Consider the following 25,877-nt stretch of genomic DNA (forward strand, 5'->3'; position numbering starts at 1 on the left):
GGTTGCCTCTGCCAGGTGGCACGCCACGCTACGACGATCGGTCTGATCGGTCGGTGCGGACTGCAGGAGTGACAGCGTGTCTATCAGGCGGGAACGATTCGGGCGCCCTGGCTACATAGGACTCAGTTTTCGGGACGTCGTCGCGTATTGGTTGGCCCGCCGGCGGTCTCGGTGAGGCCCGAGGGGGACGGCGTCTACTACGAGGTCCGGACGTCGTCCGGGCAGTTCGTGCACGGCCTGGCGCCAGACGTCGAGACCGCGAACCGTGCTGGCGCCGCGGCCCGGAACCGCCGGCTCTACGCGTGCCACCACTGCGCCCGGACGGTCGTCTTCGATCAGGCGCGGGAGCTGTGGACGCACAGCTACCCGGACCCCGGGGCTGACCCGCGGTTGTGCCACCCGAACAAGCCGGACGGCACGAAGCCGCTCCCGACCGGCCCGAAGAGCCGCGACCGGGAGTTCACACGCGGGTTGTGGCCGATCGGCTCGGTCTGTGGTCCCGGATAGACCTACGCCGGCGATGGCCGCTTCCCTCGACCGCTGCTGCCACCGCCACCGGGCTCCGAACCTTGTGCACCGCGTCGGCTGCAGTCTTCAGGTAGTCCCTGCCCTCGCGCAGGTACACCGCAACAACCGGGGAACTTGTGGAGCCGCCTCGGGGGAGTCGAGCTCCCGATGGGCACGGTCGCTACCTCGGTCCACTCGTGCACGGCGTTGTCCCGACCGAGACGGATTAACGACAGCGCGGAGACCTCGAACCCGGGCCGGAGTCGAGTCGACCGCGTGAACGGCCTCCTCGATCTCATGGCGCCGGTCGGTCTCGGCGTTCGAGTAGTCGGCTGTCGGCTGTCGCGCTAGTCATACCGTGCCCGGCGCAATCAGCGGCTGCCTGCGAGAGCCCACACGAAGCCCCGCAGAGCCCTCTCCGGGGGCTACGGGGGCCACGGGGGTGTCAACGCTCCACTCAGCGACGCTCCAAGGCTCCACGGATCGCGGCCCGTACAGCGGGCATGCCCCGGACCTCGACGGCGCGGCACGACCGCTGATCGACCACGCGCCAGACGCTGGCTCGGCCCCCGTACCCGGTCTTCCTCGCGACGAACCGCCGGTCCGGCGTAGTCCATCCCTGCTGAGTGGCACCAGCCGGAGCGGGCCGCCTCGCACGGAGGTCACGGCTCCCTCACCCAGAGGCCGCGAGGGGCACAGAGGTGCGTCCCGCGGAACGGCCGGTACAACACGTCTGCCACGGTCTCCCACGCCTCAGCACGGGTGTCGGCGAGCCCGCGGTGGTCGTCGACCGCCCACCGCCAACGGTCGCCGTGCAGCTCCACAGAACCTCGAGCCAGGCCGTCTATCACCGCGCGCCCGCGCTCGTCTCGGCCTCACCGAACACGGTCCCGCCGTCGGGAAGATCGATTCGCCAGAACGTCATACCCGAAGATACCGCGAAGTCCGCAGAACCCGCGTACGCCGCAGACTCCGCGTAGACAGCAGCGGGCGCACGAAGGCGCGCATACCGTCGGGGGGTGGTACCGAAGCGACGTCTGCTGCTCACGGCTGAACTTGCCGCTGAGCTAGGCGTCTCTGCCCGCCTGATCCAGCAGTACCGCCAGGAGGGCACGCTCGTGCCGACCCTGGAGACCCCGAAGGGCCATGCCCGCTGGGACCTCGACGACGTTCGCGAGCAGCTCCGAGCGCTCCGGAAGCGCCCGGACTGACACAGGCTCCACACGGCCGCCGTCGCCGTCCATGACGACCTGCCCCAGGGCATGGATGAGCTTCTGGCCGTCGCGTCGCTTGGCGAGGTCCAACCACGCCGACGTATCGACCAGGGGGTGAAGCACTGGACCAGTGTCCCTGACGGCAAGTGTGTGTACGCGCGACGATCAACCTTCACACACGTCGCACACACCGGTCATCTGTGTACACAGGACGAGATGTCATGATCGCCTGGCAATCGATCTACCAGGGAATTTGTGGAGCCGCCTTGGGGAGTCGAACCCCAGACCTACGCATTACGAGTGCCCCCTCCAGCGCGGACCACAGCGTCTACCTGGTGTTTTAGTACCTCCTGTTTTGGTGCACATGGCTCCAGAGGCACCGTTCGGCCACACATCGCTCCACGACTGGCTCCATGACCTTGCACCCGAAGATCACTCGAACGGACGCGGTCACGAGCCCTTGCTACCCAGTCGATCGCCACTGGCGACCGGCGGCGGCCTACCAGCATGCCAATGCGACAGCAGACCCGGAGGGGACGCCTCGTCTCAACGGCGCGCGGACCGCGGCCAACCAGCGCAACGTTTGCCCAACTTGAGGTTGAGGGCAACGAACATCGCTAGCCTCGGCCACTACACACCCGATCCGCGTCACACACGAGGGAAGGTCATGGTCACCGACGACCCAGGGCTACGCAGGTTCAAAGTAGAGATGGAAGTAATCATCGAAGTACGAGACGCCGGTGCGGTTGAACGGGAAGCGCTGTCCGCAATCGATTCAACCGACTACAGTGGTGACGACGTGGAGAAAACTCGCGCTACTGAGCGCGAGTATATTCGAGAGGATGTTCTGAACGCCGTAGTCCACCTCGCCGACCCTTTCGAGGCATATTCGAGCACGCATATCGAGACCCTCGGGAGCAGCGTCGGAGCACGTGAGATCGACGAAAAAGGGAATGCGATACACGTCGAGCCAGACTGGACGACGCTCTTTCAGCCGTGCCGCTGCAGTAAAGCTAATTGCCCCAGGTGCGAAGGTTTCCAGATAACTCCGCGGACCGCGATGGCGCTAGCTTCAGCTGGCTCGGTACTGGCGGACGGCGCCTACGACGACGTCGTCGAGTTCGGGGACGAGCCTGTCGACCCCAATCACGCGGACTGGTCCGTCTTCGACACCTATCCGCGCATAACCTGGCGACAGGATGCCGTCTGGCGCCGACAAGCTGCGCGGTCATACGACGACCTGGTCTCCGATCTCGAACAGGGCCACTGGCCGCGGCCAACCTGCCCAGGCGAGGAGATGGCCATCCATCGCATGGTGGAGTACGCGGACTCGATGGTCGAGGACGAGTGGATCGACGAACCCGGCGGCCTCTTTTACAAACTTCCGGAGCACTCCGATGACGTCGACTGGGAGGCTGTCAAAGACACGTTGCTTCAAGATCAAGACATACTTGAACTGTTTAGTGAAGATCTGGACGGCATCGAGGACCCCGACGGAGAGCTGAACCAGGTGATGCGAATCGGAGACTATCGTCCGACCGCTTGGTTTGAGGCGTTCGATAATATGTCGTCGCGCGACGGGCGTCGGCCTTTTCGGAGGTAGCGAGGCTCGCCCATACCGATCCTCTCAGCTTGCCAGAACAGGCCCGCAGGATGTGGGTAAGCCTGTACACAGGGGAGATGAATCAACACTAATCGCCTGCAGCCCACTTACGGAACTTTTGGCCAAGAGCGCCTGTTGCGACGAGCTGCAGCCGACGACGCTGCCGGGCAGACCCGACAGCCTCAGCGATACCAGATGCGGCGGTGCGCTGCTCGCGGGCCGCGTCGTGCTCACCGCATGCGAGGTACGCGAGCGCGAGGTCTACCCGCAGTCCAGCTTCGGCACGGCTGAACTCGACATCGTGGTCGATCAGCGCTTTTGAGAGCACTGTGACGGCTTCCGTGCATCCGAAGCGGGCGAGGGCATGACCTCGCCAGCGAGCGAGGTGTACGGAGTCAAGGGCGAGATAGGGCCCCTTGTCGTCGCGCTCGACGCTGACGGGCAATAGGAGTTCGGCGTCGGTGTAGGCGTGAAGACTCGCGTTTTGCTGGCCGTCAGCGGCGAGGGCCTCGCCGTGGGCGGCGGCGAGCCACGCACACAGCAACGGTGGCCCCCCGCGTCCGATCTCGCGGGCACGACTGCTGACGGCGGCGCCGTCAGTGGTGCGCCCGATGTCGGCAAGCACGACGGCTTGTTCAGCGAGGGCGTGAGCGTGCAGAGCGGCCGAGTCGGCGGCGCGGGCGGCGTCGCAAGCGCGCTGGTAGTGGTCCCACGCGCGTCCGACCTCCCCGCGGTCGAGCGACTGCCATCCGGCGAGGGTATGGGCGTCGGTGAGCACTGCCGCGAGCGCGCGGGTCGTGGCGTCGTTGGTGCAGTGCGCGAACAGCGCTTCGATGTGTTGGGCGTGCAGCCGCAGGGCGCCGAGTAGGGCGGTCGCGCCGAAGCGGCGGTCGAGCCGGCGGGTGTTCTCGATCTGGTCGGCAAGCAGCCGGAGCGTCTCGACATCGACGCGTTCGGCCGTGGCGACGAGTCGGTTCAGTTCGGCAGCGCTCACCTCCCACTCGGCGAAGTCCGCGCGCTCGTGCGGCGCGCGCTGGGTCGGCGGGCCGAGCAGCTCGAGAGTGGGCGCGCCGAAGATTCCTTCGAGGAGGCGGCGGGTTGCCGGTCGCGGCATCCCCGCCGGGCGGTCGAGGCGTGGGGCGAGCAGGCGCTGTAGCTGGCGGACGCTGAGCGTGCCGGTTTCGCCGTTCTCGCGGGCGAAGGTCTCGGCGTACTCGGCGAACTCCTCCAGCGTCATGTTGCGCTCGCGGATCTTGGCTTCCAGCAGGGTGCGCGGGGGCTTCGGGCTGCCGCTGGCTTCCACGCTGTTGCCCTCCTGGATCCGCCGCTGTACCGCGGACGGCGGGTGAGTGTCGCCCCTATGTCCGCGCTGTGTCGTTCCGATCCGCGCCCGCTGACGCAACGCTGATTTCAGTTTGTCAGAGGTTCGGCCCGGAGGGCGATTTTCGGTGGCATGGGGGTGGGACGGTGCAGGTTCGAGCGCGGTGCCGGGTATGCAGGCGCGTGATCAAGCTTCCGGCGAGCGGGCCAGCCCCCGCCGTGTGTCGTCGCCACGAGCGCGAGCCGCGACGTTGCCAACGGTGGGCGATCCAGCACCTGAGCCGACTGCAGTCGAGTCCGAGATGACCGGCGATGCTGCGGGCTGGCGCACGTTCGCGGCCGTGCTCGCGACCATGCCAGACGTGATCGAGCGAATCTCCGCCGCTCACACCCCGACTGCGGACGGCAAGTGGTGCGTGGAATGCACGACTCCCGGTCGCGGCACCCCGCACTCGCCGTGGCCGTGCGTGATCGCGGCGTTGGCGACCGAAGCTGCTCGTCTGCGGCCTGCCCGAGTCACACGACTCGGTCTGTAGCCCGCTCCCCGGGCCCCGATCGTGACGGGCGTGACGTGCTTCCCCTACCCGTCACGCCCGTCACCACCACGTGTTCCGCCTGTTCAGAGACCCGAAGGGCCCGTCACTGCCGCTGTGACGGGCCCTTCGGGTTTGTGACGGGCTACCCACCTGCCCGGTAGCGCTCGACCGCCGCCCGGAGATCCGCGGTGATGTACCCGCGGACCTGCCGGACCGTGCCGTCCGTGTCGGTGATGCGTCCGGGACGCGGCGCGCATCCCAGCTCGCCCATGTCGCGTCCGAACCCGGTCGGTTCGACCCCGAGCGCGGCGACCAGCTCGGCCGTGGGTACGAACGGGCGTCGGTTCAGCTCGTCGCCGAGGTGCACGACCACCGACGCGAGCGGTTCCGGAAGACCCGGTGTCGGGCCGTCGTTCTCGGCAGGGGCGGGTCCAGCGCCGAGCGCGCGGATCACGATGGCCGGGTCGACCGCGCGGTTGGCTTCGTCCCCGGCGGCGTGCCCGTCGAGCGTTCCGGCGGCCTCGCGCAGCGCCCGCCCGCGTTCACAGATGGCGCGCCAGTCCGGGTTGGGCATGTAGTCCGAGCGAACCATCTGCGCCACGGTGTCAGCGCCCGCGTCGGACTCCCCGTCGGGCCGCAGGATCCCGACACCCTTGTGCGAGGGCAGGAGCTTGCTGGAGTCGTAGCCGCGGGTGTTCATCTGCTCGCCGAGGATGATGTTCGAGTCGCGCCAGTCCATCACCCGCAGCGCGAACCGCGAGCCGAGCACCGCCCGCAGCGCGGACGGGATCGTCTTCGAGTCCGGCCGTTGGGTGGCGAGGATGACGATGATGCCCGCGGCCGGGCCCTTCTTCGCGAGGTAGGTGAGCAGTTCGGCGATGTAGCCGCCGATCGTGGTCTTGCGTTCGCCGACCTCCTGTTTCGTGGGGTTCTCCAGGTACACCTGCACCTCGTCGATGATCACCGCGGTGATCGGCATGTTGAGGTCGCGGTTCCGCGCGATCTGCGGGGTGATCTTCGATTCGGGGCAGATGACGTCGTCCAGCTCGGCCATGCGCGCGTACCGGGCCTGGGTTTCGGCGACCAGCTCCACCAGTCCGTCCCGCACGGCCTCCACGTGCGCGGGTTCGTCGCCGCACACGAACCGGTAGGCGACCGACTCGGCGGCCTTCCAGTCCTTGCCGCCCTTGCCGTCGAACACGTACAGCCGCGTGTGCGGGTCCAGGATCAGGCCGGCCGCCGGGAGCCGGGTCGCGAAGGTCTTGCCCTGGCGGGGGATCGCGCCGACCAGCAGCGAAGTCCACACCAGCGGCAGCGCCACCCGCCGGTCCCGGGCGTCACGGCCGAACGGCACCGGTACCCACGCGTCCCACTGGTCGGCGGTGATCAGCGGTGTCGGGATGGGCGGGGTGGCGTAGGGGTCCTCGTCGGCGACCCACATCGCGACCCGGCCGGCGTGCCCGCCACGTCCGCGGACGCGTTCGACGATCAGCTGCACCTCGTCGACGGCGAGCGCGGACGCGAGTGCGTCCCGTTGCTTGATCACGTCGGCGGCCTTGCGGGTGGCGGGGAGATCGACGGTGATCGCCCAGCCCTTGCCCTGTCTGTGGGCGCGCTCGACCAGCCGCAGCGTCTCGTCCTTGCCGATCAGCTTCGCGTCTCGGAACGCGTCGACCAGTACCTGTGGGTCCATCGTCCAGGTCAGCGACCGGGGGCCGGCGAGCACGGCGGTACGGCCCGGGGCGCCGTCCCGGCGGCGACCGACCCACGCCAGCACCACGGCCGCCGTGACCGCGAGGAGCCACAGCACACGCGGCCCATTGATGCTGGCCGCGATCGCCACCACGATCCCGGACACGACGAGGACGGCCACGGTGATCTTCCACCGGAACAGCGCGAGCGCGCGGATCTCCACGAACTTGTCGGCCAGTTTCTCGGCCTGCTCGGCCGCCTCCCGGTAGTCGTGCACCCGCACCCACCGCCGCCAGGCGCGGGCGAGGTGCACCGCCCCGCGGGCGACCGCCGCAACCGCTCGCCACGGCGCGCGCAGCACCCGGGCGATCGCGTCCCGGACGGTCTGGCGGGCGATCGCCCGCGAGCCCCACCGGGCCGCCCAGCGAGCGCGCCAGGTGGGCGGCAGCAGGGTCACCTGCTGCCAGCGCGCGACCTCGGTCCCCGGCGCGCTTCCGTCCAGGGCTGGCGCCGCCACAAGCTCCGCTTCGAGGACCGGCGAGGCCGGGACGCTCTCGTCGTCCCGGCCCGCCTCGCTCTCGGGCATCACCGCGCACCCCGCTTCGAGGGCCGCACCTGGGTCACGGTGAGCGTCTTGGTCAGCGTGTAGGCGGCGAACAGCGCCGGCAGCGCGAGCACCACCAGCAGCAGCGTCGTGTTGGTCGCCGCGTAGGTGATCACCAGCCACTGGACGCCGACGATCACGCCGGCCGTGACGAGCACTCGCCCGACCAGCGACACCGACGCGGTTCCGGCCTGCGCGATCTCCGCCGCCGCCCGCGCCCGCTTCGTGCTCGCCCGCGTCTTGACGACCATCGCGAGCACCGCGAACGCGGCCATCCCGCCGAGGAACAGCTCACCCGAGGTCAGCGTGATCCCGCCGCTCATGTCCACTCACCTCCCTCCAGCTGCTCGCCGCTGGTCTCGTCCTCGTCGCTCCGGCCCGCGCGGGCCTGCCACACCGCGTGCAGGGCCCGCCGGTCGTCCTCGGACAGACCGCCCCACACCCCGACCGTCTGCGCCCCGGCAGTGCGCAACTCGAACTCGAGGCACTCGCGCCGGACCGGGCATCCCGCGCACAGCCGCGCCGCCAACTCGCGGTCCGGCGGTCCCTCGCCGGTCCAGTCCGGCGGGTCGCCGTAGGTGATCTCCCACAGGCACAGCCCGTGTGTGGCCACCAGCTGGGACAGCACCTCGCCCGGAACGCGCGCGAGTGCGTCCAACTCGGCCGCCGTTTGCTCGTGCGTTGCGCCCTCGTCCGGCCCGCCGGCCTCGCCCTGCCGGCCGTTCATGACCGGCCCCCGACGATCCGAGCGACCTCACGGGCCACCCGCGGACCGGCCGCGATCGCCGCCACGTCGACGCATCCGCCCGACTCGGCGGCGTCGGCGGCCATCCGCTCGACCGCCACTGCGGGGATCACGTACCGGGACCGGACCCGCACCGCGGGGAAGGCGTCCTCGCGGATTGCCCGGTAGAGCGTCGCGCGGTCCACCCGCAGCAGCCGGGCGGCCTCGGCGACGGTGTAGAAGACCGGCCGCACCGCGGCCGAGTTGCCGTGTTCCTTGTCGTGATCGTGCTCGCTCATGACTCGTCTCCATCAAACGTAGAAATAATTTCAGCTATTCGAGAGCTGATATCAGCTCTCATTGGCGTGGAACGGGTCGAAAGGCGCGCGAGTGCGGCGAATCGGCCCCGAGCAATCAGAGGACCCGGCTAACCTCGACGATCACGGTGGTGAGCGAGAGGGAGCGGGGAATCGGTGTCGGAAGACTGGGCGGCTGTGGCGCGGGCGATGGATGCGCGGCTGACCGAACTCGGTATGCGCCAGCGCGATCTGGCCGACCGGGCGCACGTCTCGCAGGCGATTGTCCGCGAGCTGCACCGCAACACCGCCCAGCGCCGGCGCAGCGCCCGCACCCTCGAAGCCCTGTCCGTGGCCCTGGGCTGGCACCCCCGCCACCTGCACGCCGTGCTGGGCGGGCACAACCCGCCCGACCCAAGCGCGCCGGTGACGCTGCCCGCTGACGCCGTCGCCGGACGGCTCGCCGCCATCGAAGGACACCTGCGCTCGATCGAGGAACGACTGATCGACGTCCAAGCCCAACTTGGCGCCGACAGGCCTCGGAATGGTGGTTGACATGTAGCTCATGCCAACCAGAAAACGCTCCTGAAGTCGCTCCCCACAGATGGCAGGAGTTATCGCCAGACCTGATAACTCCTATTAACCCTGCAGGTCAGCGCGGTTGATGGGTGGTGGCACGTGGCGCATCGGACGAAGCTCCAGGCCGTCCGCAACGAACTCGGCTACTCCGCCGCCACCACCATTTCCCTACTCACCCGGCACGCACACGCTCGCCGCATCCCGATCATGACCGCGGCGAGCCTGAAGACGAAGCTCTCCCGCTGGGAGAACGGCCACGAAGCCGTGGGCCTGCCCGAGTACCGGCGCCTGTTCCGCGAGGTCTACGGCCGCACGGACGCCGAACTCGGTTTCCCGGCCACCGACGTGCCCGGCCCTGCCGACGACCTGCGCGCACGGATCGCCGCCGCACGCACGGTCGACCCGACGACCATCGCCGCCTTCCGCGCGCAGATCGAGAACACCCGCCGTCTCGATCGCCAGTTCGGCGGCCTCACCCAGCTCGACCAGCTCCGCCAACAGATCGACCAGGTGGGAGGCCTGCTCGCGCATGGGCCTGCCGCCGGGCACCGCGCCTCTCTGGCCGAGGCGCTCACCGAAGCGTCCACGCTGGCCGGCTGGCAGGCTCTCGACCGCGACGACCATACCCAGGCGTGGAGCCACTACGAGCGTGCCAAGAACGCCGCGCGCGAGGCTGGCTCAACGCTGCTACTCGCGCACGCCACCGCTGAACAGGGCTTCGTGCTCACCGCGCTCGGCGAGAACACCTACGCCGCCGAGCAGACCGCGCACGCCCGCGCCCTCGCCGCTGACGGACCGGCCCTGCTGCGCGCGTGGCTCGCCGCCGCGCACGGGGAGACCCTCGCCGCCACCGGGCAGCGTGAGGCCGCGCTGCGCGCCTTCGACGATGCCCACGCGCAGCTCCCAGGAGATTCCGTCGACCCGGCGCTGCCGTTCCTGTTCCTCGGCGGCGCACACCTCGACCGCTGGCGCGGGAACGCGCTCGCTCAACTCGGCGACCACGAAGCGATCAACGACCTCGGCAGCGCGCTCGCCCGCCTCCCGCAGTCATGGGTCCGAGTCCGCGCGGCCCTACTGGTCGATCTCGCCTTCGCCCACACCGCCGCAGGCGATCGGGACGCCGCCCTCACCCACGCCCGCACCGCGCGACAACTCGCCCAACAGATCCACTCCGACCGCCACCTACGACGCCTCGCCGCCCTCGTCCTGCCCACCGGCGGGCGCGCCACCGCGTGAGGCGAGGAAGTACAACAGCGCCACCAGCGTGCCCGCGCCGAGCAACTCGCCCCGCTGCGCGAGCTCGACAACCCGCGCCAGCGGCACCCACTCGACCCGACCAGCCTCCTCGGCGTCCGTCGGCTCGGCGACGTGCTCGAACTCGCGCCACAGATACACGTCCATCGGCGCCGTCACGTTCCCTGGCAGCGGCTCGAAGCTGATCAGCTTCTCCGGCTCACCAACCGGCGCCCACCCGGACTCCTCGGCCGCCTCACGTGCGGCTGTCGCCACGGACTCCTCGCCCTCGTCGACGAGGCCGCCGAGTAACTCGTAGCCCCATTGCTCGGTGGCGAACCGGTACCGCCACAGCATCAGGACCTCGTCCGCTTCGTTCACCATCAGCGCGATCGCGATCCGTGCCAGGTGCACGACGTGGTAGTCCCACCTACGGCCGTCCGGCGCCTCGACGTCGACCAGTCCCAACCGCACCCACTGATTGTCGTAGACCGTTCGTTCGCCGAACGTCCGCCACGTCCCGTGCTCCTCCGTCACGGCGGCAACGTACGCCAATCACCGCTGGCCGCCGATCCCCACTCGCCACGCCGCTAGCATCGGTGCTCCGAGTTTCCCGCCTGTCCGAGGACGGGCGTACGTCCGACGCAGCCGCAAGCGCAGCTAGCGCGCGGGCGGGCGGGCGACCCTCCGGTCACTGCACTGCACGCGGCTGCGATGAAAGTAGGCGACGCTGCGACCAACTCGTGGGCCTCACCCTCGGCGCGGACGAGACAGGAACACGGATCGCATCGCACCCATCAGGCCCACGCGAAGTGCCAGCCCTCACGGTAACGTTCTCGCCAACACGCACCCATGGCGCGGAGGCGACGGAGGAACCTTGGTACTACTGCTACCCTCTGCGAACTGGAAAGACTGGTACCACGCCAAGCATTCAGAACGCTCATTAAAGACCGGCAGCGAGTTCGAGGCATACTTCGAAGAATTGATGACAAGTCACTACGACGACTATGTCAATCCCGCCCCTGCCGGCTCACTCGGCGACGGCGGCTGCGATGGTGCACGAAGTATGGGGAAGACGATATATGCCTGCTACGGATCGCGTGCGCGAGATGGCGGGGAACGCGCCCTAGCAAGGAAGCTGAACTCAGACTTCATCCGAGCACTATCCGAGTGGCCAGAAATGACCACCTGGACGTTCGTGACGAATGCTCCATTTGGGCCGGAAGCATTAAGAGCCTTACACTTGATTCAACAAGACCACAAAGTCGGTCAGGCTCGCCCAATTCGTGCGTTGACGTGGAGTGTACAGAAGCTCTGGAACGAAGTTGTAAGCAGGCTTGCAGCTGAAGATCTCGACCGCATCTTCCCGGGGGTCCCCGGATCTCAGGACATTACCCTTGAGGACGTACTTCCCCTACTCGGGTCATTAAGTGCGGACGATACCGTTCTAGATGCCGGCATGGAAGCTCTTCGAGAAGTCGAACCGACCAAACTCGACTACAACAGAATCCCGCTAGACACCAGGGTCGAGCTGAATTCGGGCCGGCGCATGAACCCAGCAATAGCTCGCTGGTTCGATGAGAACTCAGATCCGGAGCTACAAGACAAGGTAGCTCGAAACCTGACGCAGATATATCAATCCCACGCGGCCGTCACAACGATACCGAAAGAGGTGATCGAGAGACTTTACATCAGCATCGGGGGAGGGAATGTGCGCGTTGAAACAAGACGTGCTGAGTGCGTATTCGCGATCGCTTCCTACTTCTTTGATCAGTGCCACATATTTGAGGAGCCTCCTCCAGGCTGGTCCGGACACGAATCGCACTCAGAACACTCCGTGCAGGGAAGACAATGATCCTACCGACGAAAGGCATTAGCGCCGACCGGTCTCTGCTAGCTGTCGGCGAAAGCATCGTGGCAACGCTAGAGCAACCCAAGTCTATTACCGAAGCATGGGAAGATTTCCAGGCCGATTGGCAGGCGCGAAGCATAAGAGAACGTCTTACCTTCGATTGGTTCGTCTTGGCGATGTCGATGCTTTACGCCTTGGGTCTCGTCGACTACACGGCAGATGGCCGAATCAGGAGGGCACATGCGGCTCCTCCGGCTTAGTGCGAACGATTCTCGATTCAAGACAGTCGAGTTTCGCGAGGGAATGAACCTCGTCATCGCTGAGAGAAGGGATGAGTCCTCTCAAGGCGATAGCCGCAATGGCACCGGAAAAACCAGCCTCGTCCTCCTGATTCGGTACCTACTGGGAGGTACTTTACCGTCGCGATTTCGTCGGCCGGAGTTCGAAGGATGGCGATTTCGCCTAGACCTGCTACTTCCCGGTGTCGCGGGCAGCGACGAGGAAGTCTCAGTCACGCGAGGTGTTTCGGAACCGCAAACTCGATTGTCAGTCGTTGGCTGGTCCTACTTGGAGAATCGCCATGATCTGAGAGTGGCGGAGTGGCGGACGGCCCAGGAAGAGGTCCTTTTCTCCCTGAGAGAGGACAAGCCGACTGAGCTTACATCCAGTTCTTTGTGGGCATACTTCCTGCGCAATCAGTTTGGTACACCAACTCGGGCGTTGCCTACGGACGCCGATTGGGTTGTCGGGCTCAAGCTCGGATATCTCCTTGGCCTGGCGCCGAACATCGCGGCGGCGCCAGGCGAGGTAGCGGCCTTGGAGCGGCAACGAAAAGCGCTTAATCAGGCCATCAGCGAGGGCGCATTACAGCATCTTCAGCTAGACGAGGCACAACTACGTTCGGAGCTGGCAGGTGTAAGCAGAGAGCGCGAGCGGCTGGCAGATCAGCTTTCTGGCTTCAAAGTCGATGCCGAGTACGAGTCGAACCAACAACGCGCGAATGAGCTGAGTCAGTCCATAAAGAGGATCAACGAGGATCTGCTCGCGCTCTCGAATCGCTCTAGCGAGCTAGAACGAGCAATCAATGCCGAGCTTCCCAATCTCGGGGAGGACCTTTCAGAGCGGCGCATTGGACGAATGTACTCCGAACTGGGGCTAGTTCTGCCCGATCAAGTTTCAAAAAGGTTCGATCAAGTTGTTGCGTTTCACCAGTCCGTCGCCAGGAACCGGGCGCAGTATCTGAGGGCTGAGCAAGATGAAGTTGCTACTCAGATTGCTTTACTTTCAGCGAGGCGTGTGCAGGAAGATGCCGACCGCGCCAATGTCATGAATATCCTGCGGAGCTCGGTAGCCTTCGACACTTTCGTCAGCGCACAAACACGCGTTTCGCAGCTTGACAGTCAAATTTCGGATCTCGAACGACGCTTAGAGGTCGCCGCATCTGTCGGCGAGATGGCGAACACAGTCAAGTCAAAGCGAGCAGAGTCCGAGCGTCTTGTTCGTCAAGAGCTGCAGGAGCGGCAGGCATTTCTGGTGTCCGGCCCTCTTGCGCTCTTTCGCGAGCTGGGGTCGGAAGTATACGTGGACCGGACTGCCGATCTGCTTGTGAGTCCAACGAAGAACGGTATCGTCAAAGTAACTCCACACATATCTGGAGACGCGAGTGACGGCATTCGCGGTGTCGAGACGTTCCTCCTGGACATGACACTTATGGTCACCTCCATGTCACTTGGCCGCAGCCCCGGCCTACTTGTTCACGATAGTCATCTATTTGATGCGGTCGATCACCGGCAAGTAGCTTCCTGCCTTAATATCGGGGCCAGGCTTGCGGAAGAGTACGGCTTTCAATACATCGTTACCATGAACTCAGACTTTGTTGGGTCCGTTGTAACTGAAGGCAGCTTTGATCCGAATCCGTACGATCTCGACGTTGGCTTGAGCGACGTCGAAGGAGGTGGAATCTTTGGGTTCTCATTTGACTAGCCTGACCAATCTCGCGGTGTAGCTACTACTGTGTCTCGTCGAGCGAACGCTCCTAGGCCGTTACCATACGGCGTCGCCAATCCGCCTTGCCACGAAGGCGATCCCCAGCAAATCAGTGATCCGCGTTTCGCACATCAGAGATCGCCGTTCCCGACAGGACAGACATGAGACGACACCTCGTTCCCACAGCGGCTTCAACGCGCGCAGTTACCCGGCGACCTTGGCTCGTCGGCCGCGGCTCACGATTACGAGGCCATCAGCTTGCAGGTCTGCAATGGCCCGTTGCGCCGTCCCGTGCGATACGCCGTACCGGTCAGTCAACTCCTCAATGGTAGGAAGCTGTGCGCCCGCTACAAGAGCCCCTGAGGCGATCGCTCCGCGGAGGTCGGCAGCAATACGCTGGTAGGGGTTCGCCGGTTCCTTATCCTCCTCGGGAGGGGCATGCATGGGCGAACCACCAACCACCGTGAGGCGCACAGGTAGAGCAGGCATACGACTGGCGAGCGACCCGGCCGCCCGCTGGTCCGCCTCCGCCACGAACGCGCTGTAGACCCTGAGCGTCGTGACCCCGCCACCAGCATGGCCCAACCGACCCGCGACGGTGCGCACGTCGACACCAGCAGCGATCAGCTCGGTTGCGGAGTAGTGGCGGAGCTGGTGGATGTGCATGTCCCATCCGAGACGCGCGCACATGCGCTCGTAGCGCTGGCTCGCCGTGTCCGGCTTGATCCAGGTCGAGCCGTCCGGCATCAACGAGAAGATCCGGGCTGCGCCGGGCATCGACGTGCCGAAGCCCGCCCGCAATGCGCAGTGCCGCTGGTACGCCGCGAGGAGCCCGATGGTCTGCGCGTCGAGCGAAATCCGGCGCTGCTGGTGGGTCTTGGTGTCCTTCTCCCACGTCCGCGCACCGCGCTGACCGATGCTCGACCGGATGCTCAGGACGGCCGCTTCGAAGTCGACCCGATCCCAACGAAGGGCGCACAGTTCGCCACGTCGCACGCCGGTGGTCATCGCGAGCCAGACCATCATGCCCCAGTCGAGGTCGCGCCATGCCTCATCTGCGATCGCGGCGGCTTGCGCGGCCGTCGGCGGCTGCGGGTCCGGGTGCGGCACCGGGATCGGCTCCGTCTGCTCGAACGGGTTGCGACCGACCCAACCCCACCGGACGGCGCGCTTGCCCGCGCCGTTCAGGATCGCGTGGATCTTCAGAAGCGAACCTGCCGCGAGCGGACGGCAAACATGCGGCTTGCAGCGCTTGTCGCACTCGTGTTCGGCGTCCGTCCGGTGCTCGACGAACGCCTTGCCCTTGCAGTGGGTTCGGCAGCGCCGGAGTTGCTTGTAAAACGAGTCCAGAATCTGGCCGTCGATCCGGCCTACCTGAACGTGTCCGAGCAGCGGCTTGATGTGGTTGCGAACGAACACCTCGTAGCTGTCGAGCGTCGTCGGCTCGACGTTCAGCATCTCCAGGTGCCGGTCGAGCATCTGCCCCACCGTGGCGCGGGTGCGCGGGTTGCGCTGCTCGTCCACCTCCGCTAGCAGCCGCGTCCGCGCCTTCTCGGCCGCCTTCGCCGCGCGTGCACCGGGCGGGACGATCTCCGTCAGGTGGTGCCGCTTGCCGGTGAGCGGGTCGATCCCGGCGTACACGCGGACCCGCAGTGAGCCGCTGGGCAGCGTCTCGATCTCGCCTCGCTGCCGCCTACCGGCCGTCCCCGTCTTGGCCATGAGACTCACGGTAAGCGTGGGATGGCTCCACGTATAGCTCCACTTGGAGCGGCCAAGATCGCTAATCGAGGCCCTGGACTGGAGCCGCCTTGGGGAGTCGAACCCCAGACCTACGCATTACGAGTGCGTCGCTCTAACCGACTGAGCTAAGGCGGCAGGTGGTGCGCGGCCCAGTGTAGCGACCGCCCGGCGGGCCCCGTCGCCCTCCCCGGCCCGCCGCTGACCGGCCGATACAGTGGCGCCGCCCGTCCCGAACCGCCTGGAGGTCCCTCCGTTGAAGCAGATCGACCTGGGGTTCGTCACGGCGCTCTACCGCGCCTACTCCGACGACCTGGCCGCGGTCGGGACGCAGCAGCGGGCGTTCGCGGAGGCGATGGGGTCGCGGATGACGCCGCAGCTCGACGACCTCGAGGCGGAGATCACCTACCTGCTGCTGCGGGAGGCGCGGCCTGCGGTGGTCATGGAGCTGGGCACGTTCCACGGGTGGTCGACGTCCTGGATCCTCAGCGCCCTGCGCGACAACGGGTCGGGACAGCTGCACAGCTTCGACCGGATCGACAACGTCGTGCGCAACGTGCCCCGGGACCTCGCCGAGGGTCGGTGGACGTTCGTGCGGGGCGACATCAAGGAGAACCTCGACCAGGTCCCGGCGGACACCGGCTACCTGTTCGTGGACGCGGCGCACAACAGCCGCTTCGCCCGCTGGTACCTCGAGCACCTGTTCCCGCGGGTGCCGGCCGGGATCCCGGTGAGCGTGCACGACGTCTACCACTTCCGCGCCACCCTGCCCCTGCACGAGGGCAAGGTCGTCGTGCGCTGGCTGGACGAGCGCGGAGTGCCGTTCTTCACACCGTCGCGGGCGAAGAGCCGCACGGCCTACGACACGCTCACCGTGTTGCGGGACGACCTGGGTCTGAAGCCGATCAGGGGGAAGGGCGACAACCCGATGATCTTCTTCGAGATGCCGTCCAGCGGTCACGCGTAGAAGGCGCGGATCTCCTCCACGAGGTCCTGCGGCACCTCCATCGCGGCGAAGTGGCCGCCGCGCGGCCGCTCGGTCCAGGACACGATGTTCGTGTTGTCCCGCTCGGCGAACGGTCGCATGGACCTGAAGTCGTCGGCGAAGACCGTGACGCCGATCGGCCCGTGGTTGACGACCGGCGCGGCGTTGCGCTCGGCGTGGTGGTAGCGCACCGCCGTCGACGAGGTGTTCGTGAGCCAGTACAGCGACACCTGCGTGAGGACCTGGTCCCGGCCGACCAGGCTCGTGCCGTTGCCGAAGTTCTCGAACAGCTCGTTGTAGGCGAGCTGGCCGACCGGCGAGTCGGACAGCGCCGCGGCGATGGTCTGCGGCCGCGAGGCGTTCATGAGCGCGTAGCCGTTCACGGTCTGGAACCAGCCGGCGAACTCCAGGGCCGCGTGGTCCGCGGGCGTCATCCGCTCGAACTCGGCGGGGTCGCCGGACGGGAAGGAGAACAGCTGCAGCACGTGGGCGCCGAGGAACCCGGGCGGGTTCAGGATCGCGAGCTCGCGCGAGACCATCGCCCCGCCGTCGCTGCCGTGCGCAGCGTAGGAGTCGTAGCCGAGCCCGCGCATCAGCGCGTCCCAGGTCCGGGCGACCCGGGCCATCGTCCAGTCCCCGTCGGCCAGCGGGGTGCTGAACCCGAAGCCGGGGATCGAGGGGATCACGACGTGGAAGGCGTCCTCGGCGCGGCCGCCGTGGGCCACCGGGTCGGTCAGCGGGCCGATCACGTCGAGGAAGTCGACGAACGAGCCCGGGTAGGTGTGGGTGAGCACGATCGGAGTGGCGTCCTCGACGGCCGACCGGACGTGGACGAAGTGCACGGTCTGCCCCTCGACCTCCGTGCGGAAGTGCGGGAACTCGTTCATCCGGGCCTCCTGGGCCCGCCAGTCGAACGAGCTGCTCCAGTGCTCGACCATCTCGCGCAGGTAGCCGACCGGTGTGCCGTAGCTCCAGTCGTCGCCGGGGGCGGGCTCGGGGAGGCGGGTGATCTCGAGCCGGTGCTGCAGCGCATCCAGGTCGGCCTGCGGGATCGCGACCTCGAAGGAGCGGATGTCGAGCGTCTGGGTGCTGGTCATGGTGGCTACGCTATGACCAGTACCGGCATGTTTCGTTCCTGTACTCGGAGGCGATGTGCGCGAGACGTCCGGACGGTTGCTCGCCCTGCTCGGCCTCCTGCAGACGCCCCGCACCTGGTCGGCCGCCGACCTCACCGCCCGGCTCGGCGTGGGCGAGCGGACCGTGCGCAAGGACGTCGAGCGGCTCCGGGCGCTCGACTACCCGATCGACACGCTGCGTGGCCCCGCAGGCGGTTACCGGCTCGGTGACCACGGCAAGCTCCCGCCGCTGCTGCTCGACGACGAGGAGGCCGTCGCCGTCGCGGTCGGGCTGCAGGCGGTCACGGCGGTCCGCGGCGTCGAGGAGGCGCGGGCGCGGGCTCTCGCGAAGCTCGAGCACGTGCTGCCGTCCCGGCTGCGCCGCCGCGTCCGCGCCCTGCACGACAGCACCTCCACCGGCCCGGCGAACACCGGCACCAACGTGGCGGACCCGCCCGTCGACCCGGGCCTGCTCACCGAGCTGGCGGTCGCGGTGCGGGACGGCGTCGGCATCCGCTTCGCGTACCGCGACGCCGAGCACATCGACGCCGAGCCGTACCGGCTGGTGAGCTGGCAGCAGCGGTGGTACGTGGTGGCGCGGGAACGCCGCTCGCGGGAGTGGCGCAGCTACCGCGCCGACTGGATGCGGATCAAGGTGCCCGGCGGGCCCCGGTTCACGCCGGACCCGCTCCCCGGGGGCGACTACACGGCGTTCGTGCTGCGCGAGGTGGCTTTCACCGGCTGGTCGGTGCACACCAGGATCGAGGTGGACGCACCCGCGGAGCAGGTGCTGGCCCGCATCAATCCCACGGTCGGCGTGGTGGAGACCGTCGACGAGCACCGCAGCGTGCTCGTGACCGGCGGCGACAGCCTGGAGATCGTGGCGGTGTGGATCGGGATGCTCGGCCTGGACTTCCACGTCACCGAACCGCCGGAGCTCGTCGAGCACGTCCGTGCGCTCGCCGTGCGGTACGCCGGCGCACTCCCGTCACGCCGTGCCGGCCGCCCGTCGGGCGGGTAGGACCCGGAGCCACCCCCGACGGGGCGGCCGGGCGGCGGCGGTCGACGCCCCGAGCGTGGCGGCGTGGGCGAGCCGGTACGCCTGCGCCTCGGCCAGCAGGGTGCGGCGGCGGTCGGCGGCGATGTCGGCGGCGGTGTGGAGCTGGTTCAGCATCGTGGTCACGTCCTCGGGGTTGCGGTGGCGATGCCTGCAACGGTCGTCCGCCGCGGCCCCCGGAACATCCGTGCCGAGCACGGAGCCACCACGGAACGTGCGCTCCGTGCGTGCGGGCCTCAGACGACCACGCCACCCAGCGCGGCCATCGCCGCCGCGCCCTTCTCCCGCTCCGCGCCGCCGGCCAGGACCAGGCTGCGCGCCCACTGGTAGTGGCAGCCGGCGGCGTCGAGCGCGTCGGCCGCGGCGAGGATGCCACCACGATCGCCCGTGACGAGGGCCGCGGCCCGGTCGAGCAGGGCGGAGGTGACCACGTTGTCGCCGGTGGTGGCCCGGACCGAGGCGATCCGCTCGGCCGCGTCGGGCGCGCCGGCCAGCGCCGCGGCCTCCGCCCACGTCGCGGTGTACCACGGCCGCCAGATGCTCTGGTACCAGCGCCGACGCAGCTCCTGCGGCGGAACCTCCAGCAACCGCACCGCCTCGTCGGCGCGGCCGAGGTGCAGCAGCAGGAGCCCCTCGAAGAACACGGTGCAGTGCTGGTCGTCCGTCTGGCACGCGGTCGGCACCAGCGCGGAGAAGATCTGCAGCCACTCGGCGCGAGCCTCGGTGTCGCCGCGCATCCCGTGCACGGTGGCCATCGCACGCGCCGCCCGGCGGAGGGTGGGCACGCGCGGGTTCCCGGCCCGCTCCCACCCCTCCCGGAAGCGCGTGCCCGCGTCGATCGCGCGGTGCCAATCGCCTTCCAGGACGCACACCACGATCAGCCGCGCGACCGCGACGTGCCCGACCTCGCGGTGCAGGGGCAGGTCGCGGAGGCGCTCCGCGAGGCGGCGTGCCTCCCCGAGGTCACCTGCTGCGATGGCCGACTCCGCCGCCATCACGTGCGCGTCGGAGAGCTCGAAACTGGCGCCGGGGTCGAGCGCGACAGGAGCCAGCAGCTCGATCCGGCGCCGCGCGCTCGCCAGGGCGGCGCGGCTCTCGCCGCGGGAGAGCTGGATCGTGGTGAGCCGGTCCAGCACACCGCTCTCGAACAGCGGGTCACCGGAGCGCTGGGCGACCTCCAGCGCCGCGCGGACGAGCTCCGTGGCGTCCCCATCGGTCTCCGGGACGGCGAACGCCTCCGCCGCCGCGATCCCCGCCAGGGCCTGCGGGTCGTCGCCCGCGTACCGGCGGGCTTCGTCGAGCAACGCGCTCACCGACACCGTGGAAGGAGGCGCGGTCATGGTGCCGGCCGCCCGGTTCCACAGCTCCGCGGCCCGCGCGAGGTCCACGGCCGCGGCGGCCGGGTCGCCCGCGCGCACCGCGGCATCGGCGGCCGCGCGATGCAGCCGGATCGCGTCGTCACCCGCGAGCCGTCCCCCGGCCACGCTCGCGGCCCGGTGCAGCGCCGCGGCCGCGCGCTGCGGGTCGGGCGCCAGGTCGGCGGCCTGCTCGAAGCGCCATTGCGCCTCGCCCGCGATGCCGCGACGGTGGCACAGCGTGGCGAGCAGGGCCTTGCCCTCGTACGCGTCGGGCGAGCCGGTGGCCACCGCCCAGCCGAGGGCAGCGCGCAGCTCGTCGGCGAGCCGGTCGAACTGCGTTCGCCAGCCCGCCGTGTCGACGGAGCCGTCGGCGAGCAGCTCGGCGCCGGCCTCCCGCGCCCACCCCAGGTGACGCGCCCGGCACCCGTCGAGCTCGCCCTCGTCCTCGAGCTGCTCCACGCCGTACTGGCGGACCGCCTCCAACGCCCGGTAGCGGGTGCCGTCGGGGCCCGCGGTGGGCACGAGCAGGCTGTGGTCGGCGAGCGCCGCGAGGTGGTTGCCGACATCGTGCTCCGACACCGGTGGCGAGCCGGCCACCGCCGCCGCGCTCCCGACGCGGAACGGGCCGGCGAACACCGCGACCCGCCGCAGCACCGCCCGGGCCTGCGGATCCAGCAGCGCGCAGCTCCAGTCCAGCGTGGAGCGCAGCGAGCGGTGCCTGCTGTCGACGCGGCGCGCCCCGGTGAGCAGCTGCAGCCGGTGGGCGAGCCCGGTCTCCAGCCCGTCGACGCCGAGCGCGGGCAGCCGGGCGGCAGCCAGCTCGATGGCCAGGGGCACGCCGTCGAGAGCGCGGCACACGCGCGCGACCCGGCGCCGGTCCCCGTCGCCGATCTCGACGCCGGCGGCCGCGGCACGCTCCGCGAACAGCGCGACGGCGTCACCGTCCGGGTCCTCCTCGGCCGCGGACATGCCGGCCACCGGGAACACGCGCTCGAACGGCAGCAGCAGCCGCGCCCGGCTCGTGGTCAGCACGACGACGTCCGGACCGTGGGCGAGCAACCGCTCCACCAGCTCGGCCACGCCGTCGAGGAGGTGCTCGCAGTTGTCCAGGAGCAGCAACGTGCGCCGCCGGGTGGCCCAGTCGAGCACCGTCTGCTGGCGGGTGCGGCCCTGCTGCTCGGCCAGCCCCAACGCCGCCGCCACCGTCGGAGCGATCATGGACGCGTCGGTGACCGGGACGAGATCGACATACCAGACGCCGTCGGCGAACCGCTCGGCGACGTCACCGGCCACGGCGAGCGCGAGGCGGGTCTTGCCCACGCCACCAGGGCCGACGGCGCTGAGCAGCCGCTCCCCGTGGAGCATGGCGGCCAGCTCGGCCCGCTCCCGGGCGCGGCCGACGAACGAGGTGAGCGCAGGCGGGAGCGCGGGCGACGGAACCGCCGCCGTGCGCTGCCCGGAGAGGAGTGTGAGCGCCCTGCGGTCCTGGGCGCCGAGCTTGCGCAGCAGCGACGACACGTGGCTCTCGACCGTGCGGACCGAGATGAACAGCCGCGCGGCGATCTCGGCGTTGCTCAGGTGCTCCCCGACAGCAGACAGCACCTCGGCCTCACGTGCCGAGACGGAGGTGTCCGCGGTGTGCCCCACCCGGTCGATTCTGCCGGACGGCGCCGACGAACCCTGCCTCCCGCGACGCTCAGCCGCGCTGCAACGCGCTCATCATCGCCTCGACCGCGATCTCCGGCTTCACGTTCTGGTCCAGGGCCGTGCGGCACGCCAGCACGGCCTCCAACCGGCGCAGCACCGACTCCGGCTTCCAGTCCGTGGCGGCGCGGCGCGTGTCGGCCTCCCGGTCGGGATGGGTGAGCGGCACCTGCGCCCCGCTGCCGACGACCAGCGCGTCGCGCAGGAACCCCGCCAGGTCGACGAGCGCGCGGTCCAGCGCATCGCGCTGGGTGCGGGTGTTGCGCGACTTCTGCTGGCGCTCCAGGTCGCGCTCCGCGGCCCGGGCCCCGCGCGCGGCGGCCGCCACGCCCTTGCCGGTGCCGCCGGCTCCCATCGCGACCGCGAGCTCCTCGCGCTCCGCGGCGTCACGGCTCTCGCTCAGCTCGCCCGCCTCCGACTTCGCGTCGCGGACCAGGTCGCCCGCGTAGGAGAACGCGTCGCCCAGCGTGCGCACCCGCAGCGGCAGGCCCAGCACCAGCTCGCGGTGGGAGCGGGCGGCGTCGTCGCGGGCGAGCCTCCGGGCCCGGCCCACGTGCCCGCCCGAGACGGACGCGGCCCAGCTCGCGGTCTCGGGATCGATCCCGTCGCGGCGGACCAGCACGTCGGCGATGGCAGGCGCCGCCGGCGTGCGCAGCGGGACCGGCCGGCACCGGGACCGGATGGTGACCGACACGTCCTCGGGGTGGTCGGACGGAGCGCACAGCAGGAAGATCGTCTGCTCCGGCGGCTCCTCGATCGACTTCAGCAGCGCGTTGGCCGCGTTCTCGGTGAGCCGGTCGGCGTCGGTGATGATCAGGATCTGGTAGCGGCCGGTGGCCGGGCGGCGGGCCGCCTGCTGCACCAGCTGCCGCATCGACTTCACCGAGATCGACAGCCCCTCGGGCACGACCTCGCGCACGTCGGAGTGGGTGCCCGCCATCACGGTGTGGCACGTGCTGCACTCGCCGCACCCGTGCTGCGGGCACTGCAGTGCCGCGGCGAAGGCGCGGGCGGCCACGGAGCGACCGGAGCCGGGCGGCCCGGTGAACAGCCACGCGTGGGTCATCGCGGACGGGTCGGACGCTGCCGCGCTCAGCTCCGCGACGGCAGCGGGCTGGCCGACCACCTCGTCCCAGACCGTCACGGCGCCACCTCCGCGTCGGCCGGCCGCTGCGCCGGCTCGGGCAGCACCGGTGCCAGCCCGCGGAAGACGCGCTCGGCCACCTCGTCGGGCGAGCCGTCGGCGTCGACGACGACGTAGCGGTGCGGCTCCGCGGCCGCCATCCGCGTGAGCAGGCGCTGCACCCGCACGTGTTCCTCCCCGGCCACGCCGACCGTTCGCGGCGCGGCATCCGACGGTGCCCTGTCCAGCAGCACGGACACGTCCGGCCGCAACCGGCCGGTGGCCCACGCCGCGAGGTTCTCCAGCTCGCCGGTGTCGAGCTCGACGTGCCCGCCCGCCGCCACGCCGAACTGCACCAGCGGGCTGACCAGGAAGCGGTCGACGACCACCACCGCGCCCTGCACCAGCGCCGGGCGGATCACCCGCTCGACCTGGTCGGCCCGCACGGCCGCGGCGGCCAGCGCCTTCGCACGCGCCCCGGACAGCGCCGCCTCCCGGGTGGCGGCGCTCCAGCGCTCCCGGTCGCGCTGGCCGCCGTCGGGCACGACGACCGGGTAGCCCGCCGCGCGCAACCGCTCGGCCAGCCGCGCGGCCTGCTCGGTGGTCTCCTCCGCGGGAGCGCCCTCCACGGCGATCAGCACGCCCGCACCCTGGCGCGGCTCGCCACGCCGCAGCGCCGCCAGCAGGTCGGGCAGGATCGGTTCGGTGCGCCGGTCGTCCATCTGCCGGTAGGCCAACATCCCCACGACGGAGGCCACCGCACCACCGGCGAGCATCACGACCCGGGTGCCGTCGATCAGGAACGGGTAGCCGAAGACGTCGACGCGGCGGGCGCTCACGAGGCCGACGATGACCGGGACCAGCGCCATCGAGCCGAGCAGCGTGAGCCGCACGATGGACTGCACGAACGCGACGATCCGGCCGCGGATCTCGTCGGCCACCTGCAAGCCGATGATCGTGAGGCCGGTGAGGAACGCGATACCGGCGAACCCGCCGACCAGCATCACCGCGCCGATGGCCACGAACAGGTGCGGGCTCACCGCCACCAGCACGAGCGCGACGCCGGCCGCGACGATCGCCGCCCCGAAAAGGCGGTTGTGCGGGATCCGGCGGGCCATCCGCGGCGCCGCGCCCATGCCCAGCGCGAGCCCGATGAACACCGACGCGAACAGCACCCCGTACGCCGCGTTGCCGCCACCGAGGCTGGCCGCGTACAGGGTGGCGGATCCGACCACGGTGCCGCCGGCGGCGAACGCGCCGATGATGCCGATGACCAGCCCGCGGATGAGCGGGGTGCGCACGACGAACGTGGCGCCGTCACGGAGCAGCGCGAGCAGGCCCGGCGCGGCGGCGCGCTGCTCGGTGGCGCGTCCGGAGATCTCCGGGATCCGGAAGAGCACGGTGAGCGCGATGATCAGGTACGCCACCCCGCTGAGCACCAGCGCGAGGAACACGGTGGGCAACGCCGAATCCGCGCCCCCGAAGAACCCACCGACGCTGGACAACACCGTGAACAGGCCGGACGCCGTGATCACAGCGACGCCGTAGGTCATCACCAGGTTGAGCTGGTTGGCCGTCTCGACCTGGTCGGGCCTGCGCAGCAGGTTCGGCACCGACGCGTCCTTCGACGGGATCCAGAACAGCGCGCAGATCTCGATCAGGAAGGTGGCGATGAACAGCCACCACAGCGATCCGACGAGCGGGATGGACACGAAGAGGACGAACCGCAGCAGGTCGCACACCACCATGACCCGGCGGCGGTCGAACTTGTCGGCGAGCGCGCCGGCCAACGGCCCCAGCACCAGCGCGGGCAGCAGCTTGGTGGCCACCACGCCGCCGAGCGCGAAGCTCTGCGCGGTGTAACCGCTGGTGAGCTGGGTGGCGAGCGCGGACAATGCGAGCAGGCTCATCCAGTCGCAGATGCCCGCGACGGACGTGACCAGCCACAGCCGCCGGAACGCCGGGATGGCCAGCACGCTGCGGACCCGGTGGGAGGTGGGCGCGGACAACCGCGGCACCTCCCCCGCGCTGCGGGATGGAGAGGGCTCGGGCGCGATCGCTCCTCACCTCCTCGGCGGGCGGGCCGCGTACCAGCGGGTGCTCAGGCCGGACGCGGGCTCGCCGTCCGCCGACAGGGTAGTCGGCGGTGCTGACAGGCTCCGGACCTGGGCGGTAGCCAGTCACAGTGGCCTCTCAGCACGACCTCCAGGTACCCGGTGCGCGGGCGTTTCACCACGGGTGGTCCAGGATCGCGGCCACCATCTGCACGACGATCACCGTGAACACCAGCACGAAGAACAACGTGAACAGCCGCGATCCGACCCGGCCCCGGGTGATGCGCGACAACCCGAGGATCGCCGGGTCGGGGACGACCCGGGGACGCGGCGGCAGCTCGTGGCGGTCGGATGGCACGGCGGGGCGGCGCTGCCGTGGCACCACAGGGGGTGGCGCCGGCGCCCGGACGTCGTCGCCCGGCGGCCCGTCCCCGGCAGGCGCAGCCCGAGGCTCGGGGACGGCGGCGTCGGCGCCCGAGCCGTCCCGGCCGAACCGCCGATCACCCGGCCCCACCGTCACGGGGACGCATGGTAGATCGGTGATCCGTCCGATGCCGGGAGGACGCGGAGCGCGCGCCGCGCCGATCCCACCGTCGGT

The 25,877-nt window shown here is 69.5% G+C and carries 23 protein-coding genes and 1 tRNA gene; 10 read left to right on the forward strand and 14 right to left on the reverse strand.

All coding sequences use genetic code 11. From position 1 onward, the window contains the following. Positions 1-171 precede the first annotated feature (171 nt). From CFP66_RS08890 to CFP66_RS47080, 3 genes are all read left to right on the forward strand, one after another. Positions 172-507: a hypothetical protein gene (locus CFP66_RS08890; RefSeq protein ID WP_094922077.1), complete on the forward strand. Its 336-nt coding sequence runs from the start codon at positions 172-174 to the stop codon at positions 505-507. 1,019 nt (positions 508-1,526) lie between these two features. Next, a complete protein-coding gene (locus CFP66_RS08895) occupies positions 1,527-1,718 on the forward strand; it encodes a MerR family transcriptional regulator (protein ID WP_233159244.1) in 192 nt (63 codons plus the stop codon). A gap of 670 nt (positions 1,719-2,388) precedes the next feature. Beyond that, positions 2,389-3,324, forward strand: coding sequence for a hypothetical protein (locus tag CFP66_RS47080; RefSeq protein WP_143517180.1), 936 nt, complete (start codon positions 2,389-2,391; stop codon positions 3,322-3,324). 88 nt (positions 3,325-3,412) lie between these two features. On the opposite strand, the gene CFP66_RS08910 is transcribed toward CFP66_RS47080, so the two are convergent. The 5 genes from CFP66_RS08910 to CFP66_RS08930 all read right to left on the reverse strand — a co-directional run bounded on the left by CFP66_RS08910 (position 3,413) and on the right by CFP66_RS08930 (position 8,499). After that, entirely contained in the window at positions 3,413-4,627 is a 1,215-nt protein-coding gene (locus tag CFP66_RS08910; RefSeq protein WP_094922080.1) for a hypothetical protein, read from the reverse strand. Positions 4,628-5,322: 695 nt separating this feature from the next. Further along, on the reverse strand, positions 5,323-7,458 hold the full coding sequence (locus tag CFP66_RS08915) for a cell division protein FtsK (RefSeq protein WP_094922082.1): 2,136 nt from the start codon (positions 7,456-7,458) through the stop codon (positions 5,323-5,325). Continuing rightward, the gene (locus CFP66_RS08920; protein WP_094922399.1) at positions 7,458-7,799 is read right to left on the reverse strand and encodes a hypothetical protein; all 342 of its coding nucleotides are present in this window, start codon (positions 7,797-7,799) and stop codon (positions 7,458-7,460) included. The genes CFP66_RS08915 and CFP66_RS08920 overlap by 1 nt, the downstream gene beginning before the upstream one ends. Continuing rightward, the gene (locus tag CFP66_RS08925) at positions 7,796-8,203 is read right to left on the reverse strand and encodes a WhiB family transcriptional regulator (protein ID WP_094922083.1); all 408 of its coding nucleotides are present in this window, start codon (positions 8,201-8,203) and stop codon (positions 7,796-7,798) included. Before CFP66_RS08925 ends, CFP66_RS08920 begins: the two co-directional genes overlap by 4 nt. Next, complete coding sequence (locus CFP66_RS08930) at positions 8,200-8,499, reverse strand: helix-turn-helix domain-containing protein (protein ID WP_094922085.1); 300 nt, start codon at positions 8,497-8,499, stop codon at positions 8,200-8,202. Before CFP66_RS08930 ends, CFP66_RS08925 begins: the two co-directional genes overlap by 4 nt. Positions 8,500-8,673: 174 nt before the next feature. Between CFP66_RS08930 and CFP66_RS08935 the strand changes: the two genes are divergently transcribed. Then, a complete protein-coding gene (locus CFP66_RS08935; RefSeq protein ID WP_094922087.1) occupies positions 8,674-9,051 on the forward strand; it encodes a helix-turn-helix transcriptional regulator in 378 nt (125 codons plus the stop codon). Positions 9,052-9,174: 123 nt separating this feature from the next. Next, positions 9,175-10,311, forward strand: coding sequence for a hypothetical protein (locus CFP66_RS08940; RefSeq protein WP_094922088.1), 1,137 nt, complete (start codon positions 9,175-9,177; stop codon positions 10,309-10,311). Here the strand turns inward: CFP66_RS08940 and CFP66_RS08945 are convergent. Beyond that, entirely contained in the window at positions 10,258-10,845 is a 588-nt protein-coding gene (locus CFP66_RS08945; RefSeq protein ID WP_094922090.1) for an NUDIX domain-containing protein, read from the reverse strand. The genes CFP66_RS08940 and CFP66_RS08945 overlap by 54 nt on opposite strands. Before the next feature lie 340 nt (positions 10,846-11,185). Here CFP66_RS08945 and CFP66_RS47085 point away from each other — a divergent pair, with 340 nt between their 5' ends. From CFP66_RS47085 to CFP66_RS08950, 3 genes are all read left to right on the forward strand, one after another. Continuing rightward, entirely contained in the window at positions 11,186-12,163 is a 978-nt protein-coding gene (locus tag CFP66_RS47085) for an ABC-three component system protein (RefSeq protein WP_143517181.1), read from the forward strand. Next, positions 12,160-12,420, forward strand: coding sequence for an ABC-three component system middle component 6 (locus CFP66_RS50240; protein WP_369804990.1), 261 nt, complete (start codon positions 12,160-12,162; stop codon positions 12,418-12,420). Before CFP66_RS47085 ends, CFP66_RS50240 begins: the two co-directional genes overlap by 4 nt. Before the next feature lie 331 nt (positions 12,421-12,751). Continuing rightward, positions 12,752-14,143 (forward strand): ABC-three component system protein, encoded by a 1,392-nt coding sequence (locus tag CFP66_RS08950; protein ID WP_158228050.1) that lies wholly within the window; start codon positions 12,752-12,754, stop codon positions 14,141-14,143. Positions 14,144-14,350: 207 nt separating this feature from the next. On the opposite strand, the gene CFP66_RS08955 is transcribed toward CFP66_RS08950, so the two are convergent. Both CFP66_RS08955 and CFP66_RS08960 read right to left on the reverse strand, forming a co-directional pair. Next, positions 14,351-15,865: a tyrosine-type recombinase/integrase gene (locus CFP66_RS08955; protein ID WP_094922400.1), complete on the reverse strand. Its 1,515-nt coding sequence runs from the start codon at positions 15,863-15,865 to the stop codon at positions 14,351-14,353. Between the two features lie 79 nt (positions 15,866-15,944). Further along, positions 15,945-16,021 (reverse strand) — tRNA-Thr (locus tag CFP66_RS08960). 118 nt (positions 16,022-16,139) lie between these two features. On the opposite strand from CFP66_RS08960, the gene CFP66_RS08965 reads away from it, so the two are divergent. Continuing rightward, positions 16,140-16,850: a class I SAM-dependent methyltransferase gene (locus tag CFP66_RS08965; protein WP_094922402.1), complete on the forward strand. Its 711-nt coding sequence runs from the start codon at positions 16,140-16,142 to the stop codon at positions 16,848-16,850. Here the strand turns inward: CFP66_RS08965 and CFP66_RS08970 are convergent. Beyond that, positions 16,841-17,965, reverse strand: coding sequence for an epoxide hydrolase family protein (locus CFP66_RS08970; RefSeq protein ID WP_094922093.1), 1,125 nt, complete (start codon positions 17,963-17,965; stop codon positions 16,841-16,843). The two genes, CFP66_RS08965 and CFP66_RS08970, sit on opposite strands and share 10 nt — an antisense overlap. Positions 17,966-18,020: 55 nt before the next feature. On the opposite strand from CFP66_RS08970, the gene CFP66_RS08975 reads away from it, so the two are divergent. After that, a complete protein-coding gene (locus tag CFP66_RS08975; protein WP_094922094.1) occupies positions 18,021-19,004 on the forward strand; it encodes a YafY family protein in 984 nt (327 codons plus the stop codon). Here the strand turns inward: CFP66_RS08975 and CFP66_RS08980 are convergent. The 5 genes from CFP66_RS08980 to CFP66_RS09000 form a co-directional block, all read right to left on the reverse strand. After that, complete coding sequence (locus CFP66_RS08980; RefSeq protein WP_143517182.1) at positions 18,972-19,166, reverse strand: hypothetical protein; 195 nt, start codon at positions 19,164-19,166, stop codon at positions 18,972-18,974. The genes CFP66_RS08975 and CFP66_RS08980 overlap by 33 nt on opposite strands. 110 nt (positions 19,167-19,276) lie before the next feature. After that, positions 19,277-22,045 carry a LuxR C-terminal-related transcriptional regulator gene (locus CFP66_RS08985; RefSeq protein WP_094922098.1) on the reverse strand — a complete coding sequence of 923 codons (2,769 nt, stop codon included), beginning with the start codon at positions 22,043-22,045 and terminating at the stop codon, positions 19,277-19,279. A 49-nt stretch (positions 22,046-22,094) separates the two neighbouring features. Continuing rightward, positions 22,095-23,246, reverse strand: coding sequence for a DNA polymerase III subunit delta' (locus tag CFP66_RS08990; protein ID WP_094922100.1), 1,152 nt, complete (start codon positions 23,244-23,246; stop codon positions 22,095-22,097). Then, positions 23,243-25,243 (reverse strand): bifunctional MFS transporter/dTMP kinase, encoded by a 2,001-nt coding sequence (locus tag CFP66_RS08995; RefSeq protein WP_369804991.1) that lies wholly within the window; start codon positions 25,241-25,243, stop codon positions 23,243-23,245. The genes CFP66_RS08990 and CFP66_RS08995 overlap by 4 nt, the downstream gene beginning before the upstream one ends. A gap of 211 nt (positions 25,244-25,454) precedes the next feature. Further along, entirely contained in the window at positions 25,455-25,799 is a 345-nt protein-coding gene (locus CFP66_RS09000) for a hypothetical protein (RefSeq protein ID WP_094922103.1), read from the reverse strand. Positions 25,800-25,877 lie beyond the last annotated feature (78 nt).

This window comes from Pseudonocardia sp. MH-G8, assembly GCF_002262885.1.
Lineage (GTDB): Bacteria > Actinomycetota > Actinomycetes > Mycobacteriales > Pseudonocardiaceae > Pseudonocardia.

Bases quoted from the DNA above. Each gene is read 5' to 3' on its own strand.
- CFP66_RS08925 (WP_094922083.1), bottom strand. From the start codon at position 8,203: ATGAACGGCCGGCAGGGCGAGGCCGGCGGGCCGGACGAGGGCGCAACG.
- CFP66_RS50240 (WP_369804990.1), top strand. From the start codon at position 12,160: ATGATCCTACCGACGAAAGGCATTAGCGCCGACCGGTCTCTGCTAGCT.
- CFP66_RS47080 (WP_143517180.1), top strand. From the start codon at position 2,389: ATGGTCACCGACGACCCAGGGCTACGCAGGTTCAAAGTAGAGATGGAA.
- CFP66_RS08930 (WP_094922085.1), bottom strand. From the start codon at position 8,499: ATGAGCGAGCACGATCACGACAAGGAACACGGCAACTCGGCCGCGGTG.
- CFP66_RS08955 (WP_094922400.1), bottom strand. From the start codon at position 15,865: ATGGCCAAGACGGGGACGGCCGGTAGGCGGCAGCGAGGCGAGATCGAG.
- CFP66_RS08915 (WP_094922082.1), bottom strand. From the start codon at position 7,458: ATGCCCGAGAGCGAGGCGGGCCGGGACGACGAGAGCGTCCCGGCCTCG.
- CFP66_RS08920 (WP_094922399.1), bottom strand. From the start codon at position 7,799: ATGAGCGGCGGGATCACGCTGACCTCGGGTGAGCTGTTCCTCGGCGGG.
- CFP66_RS08970 (WP_094922093.1), bottom strand. From the start codon at position 17,965: ATGACCAGCACCCAGACGCTCGACATCCGCTCCTTCGAGGTCGCGATC.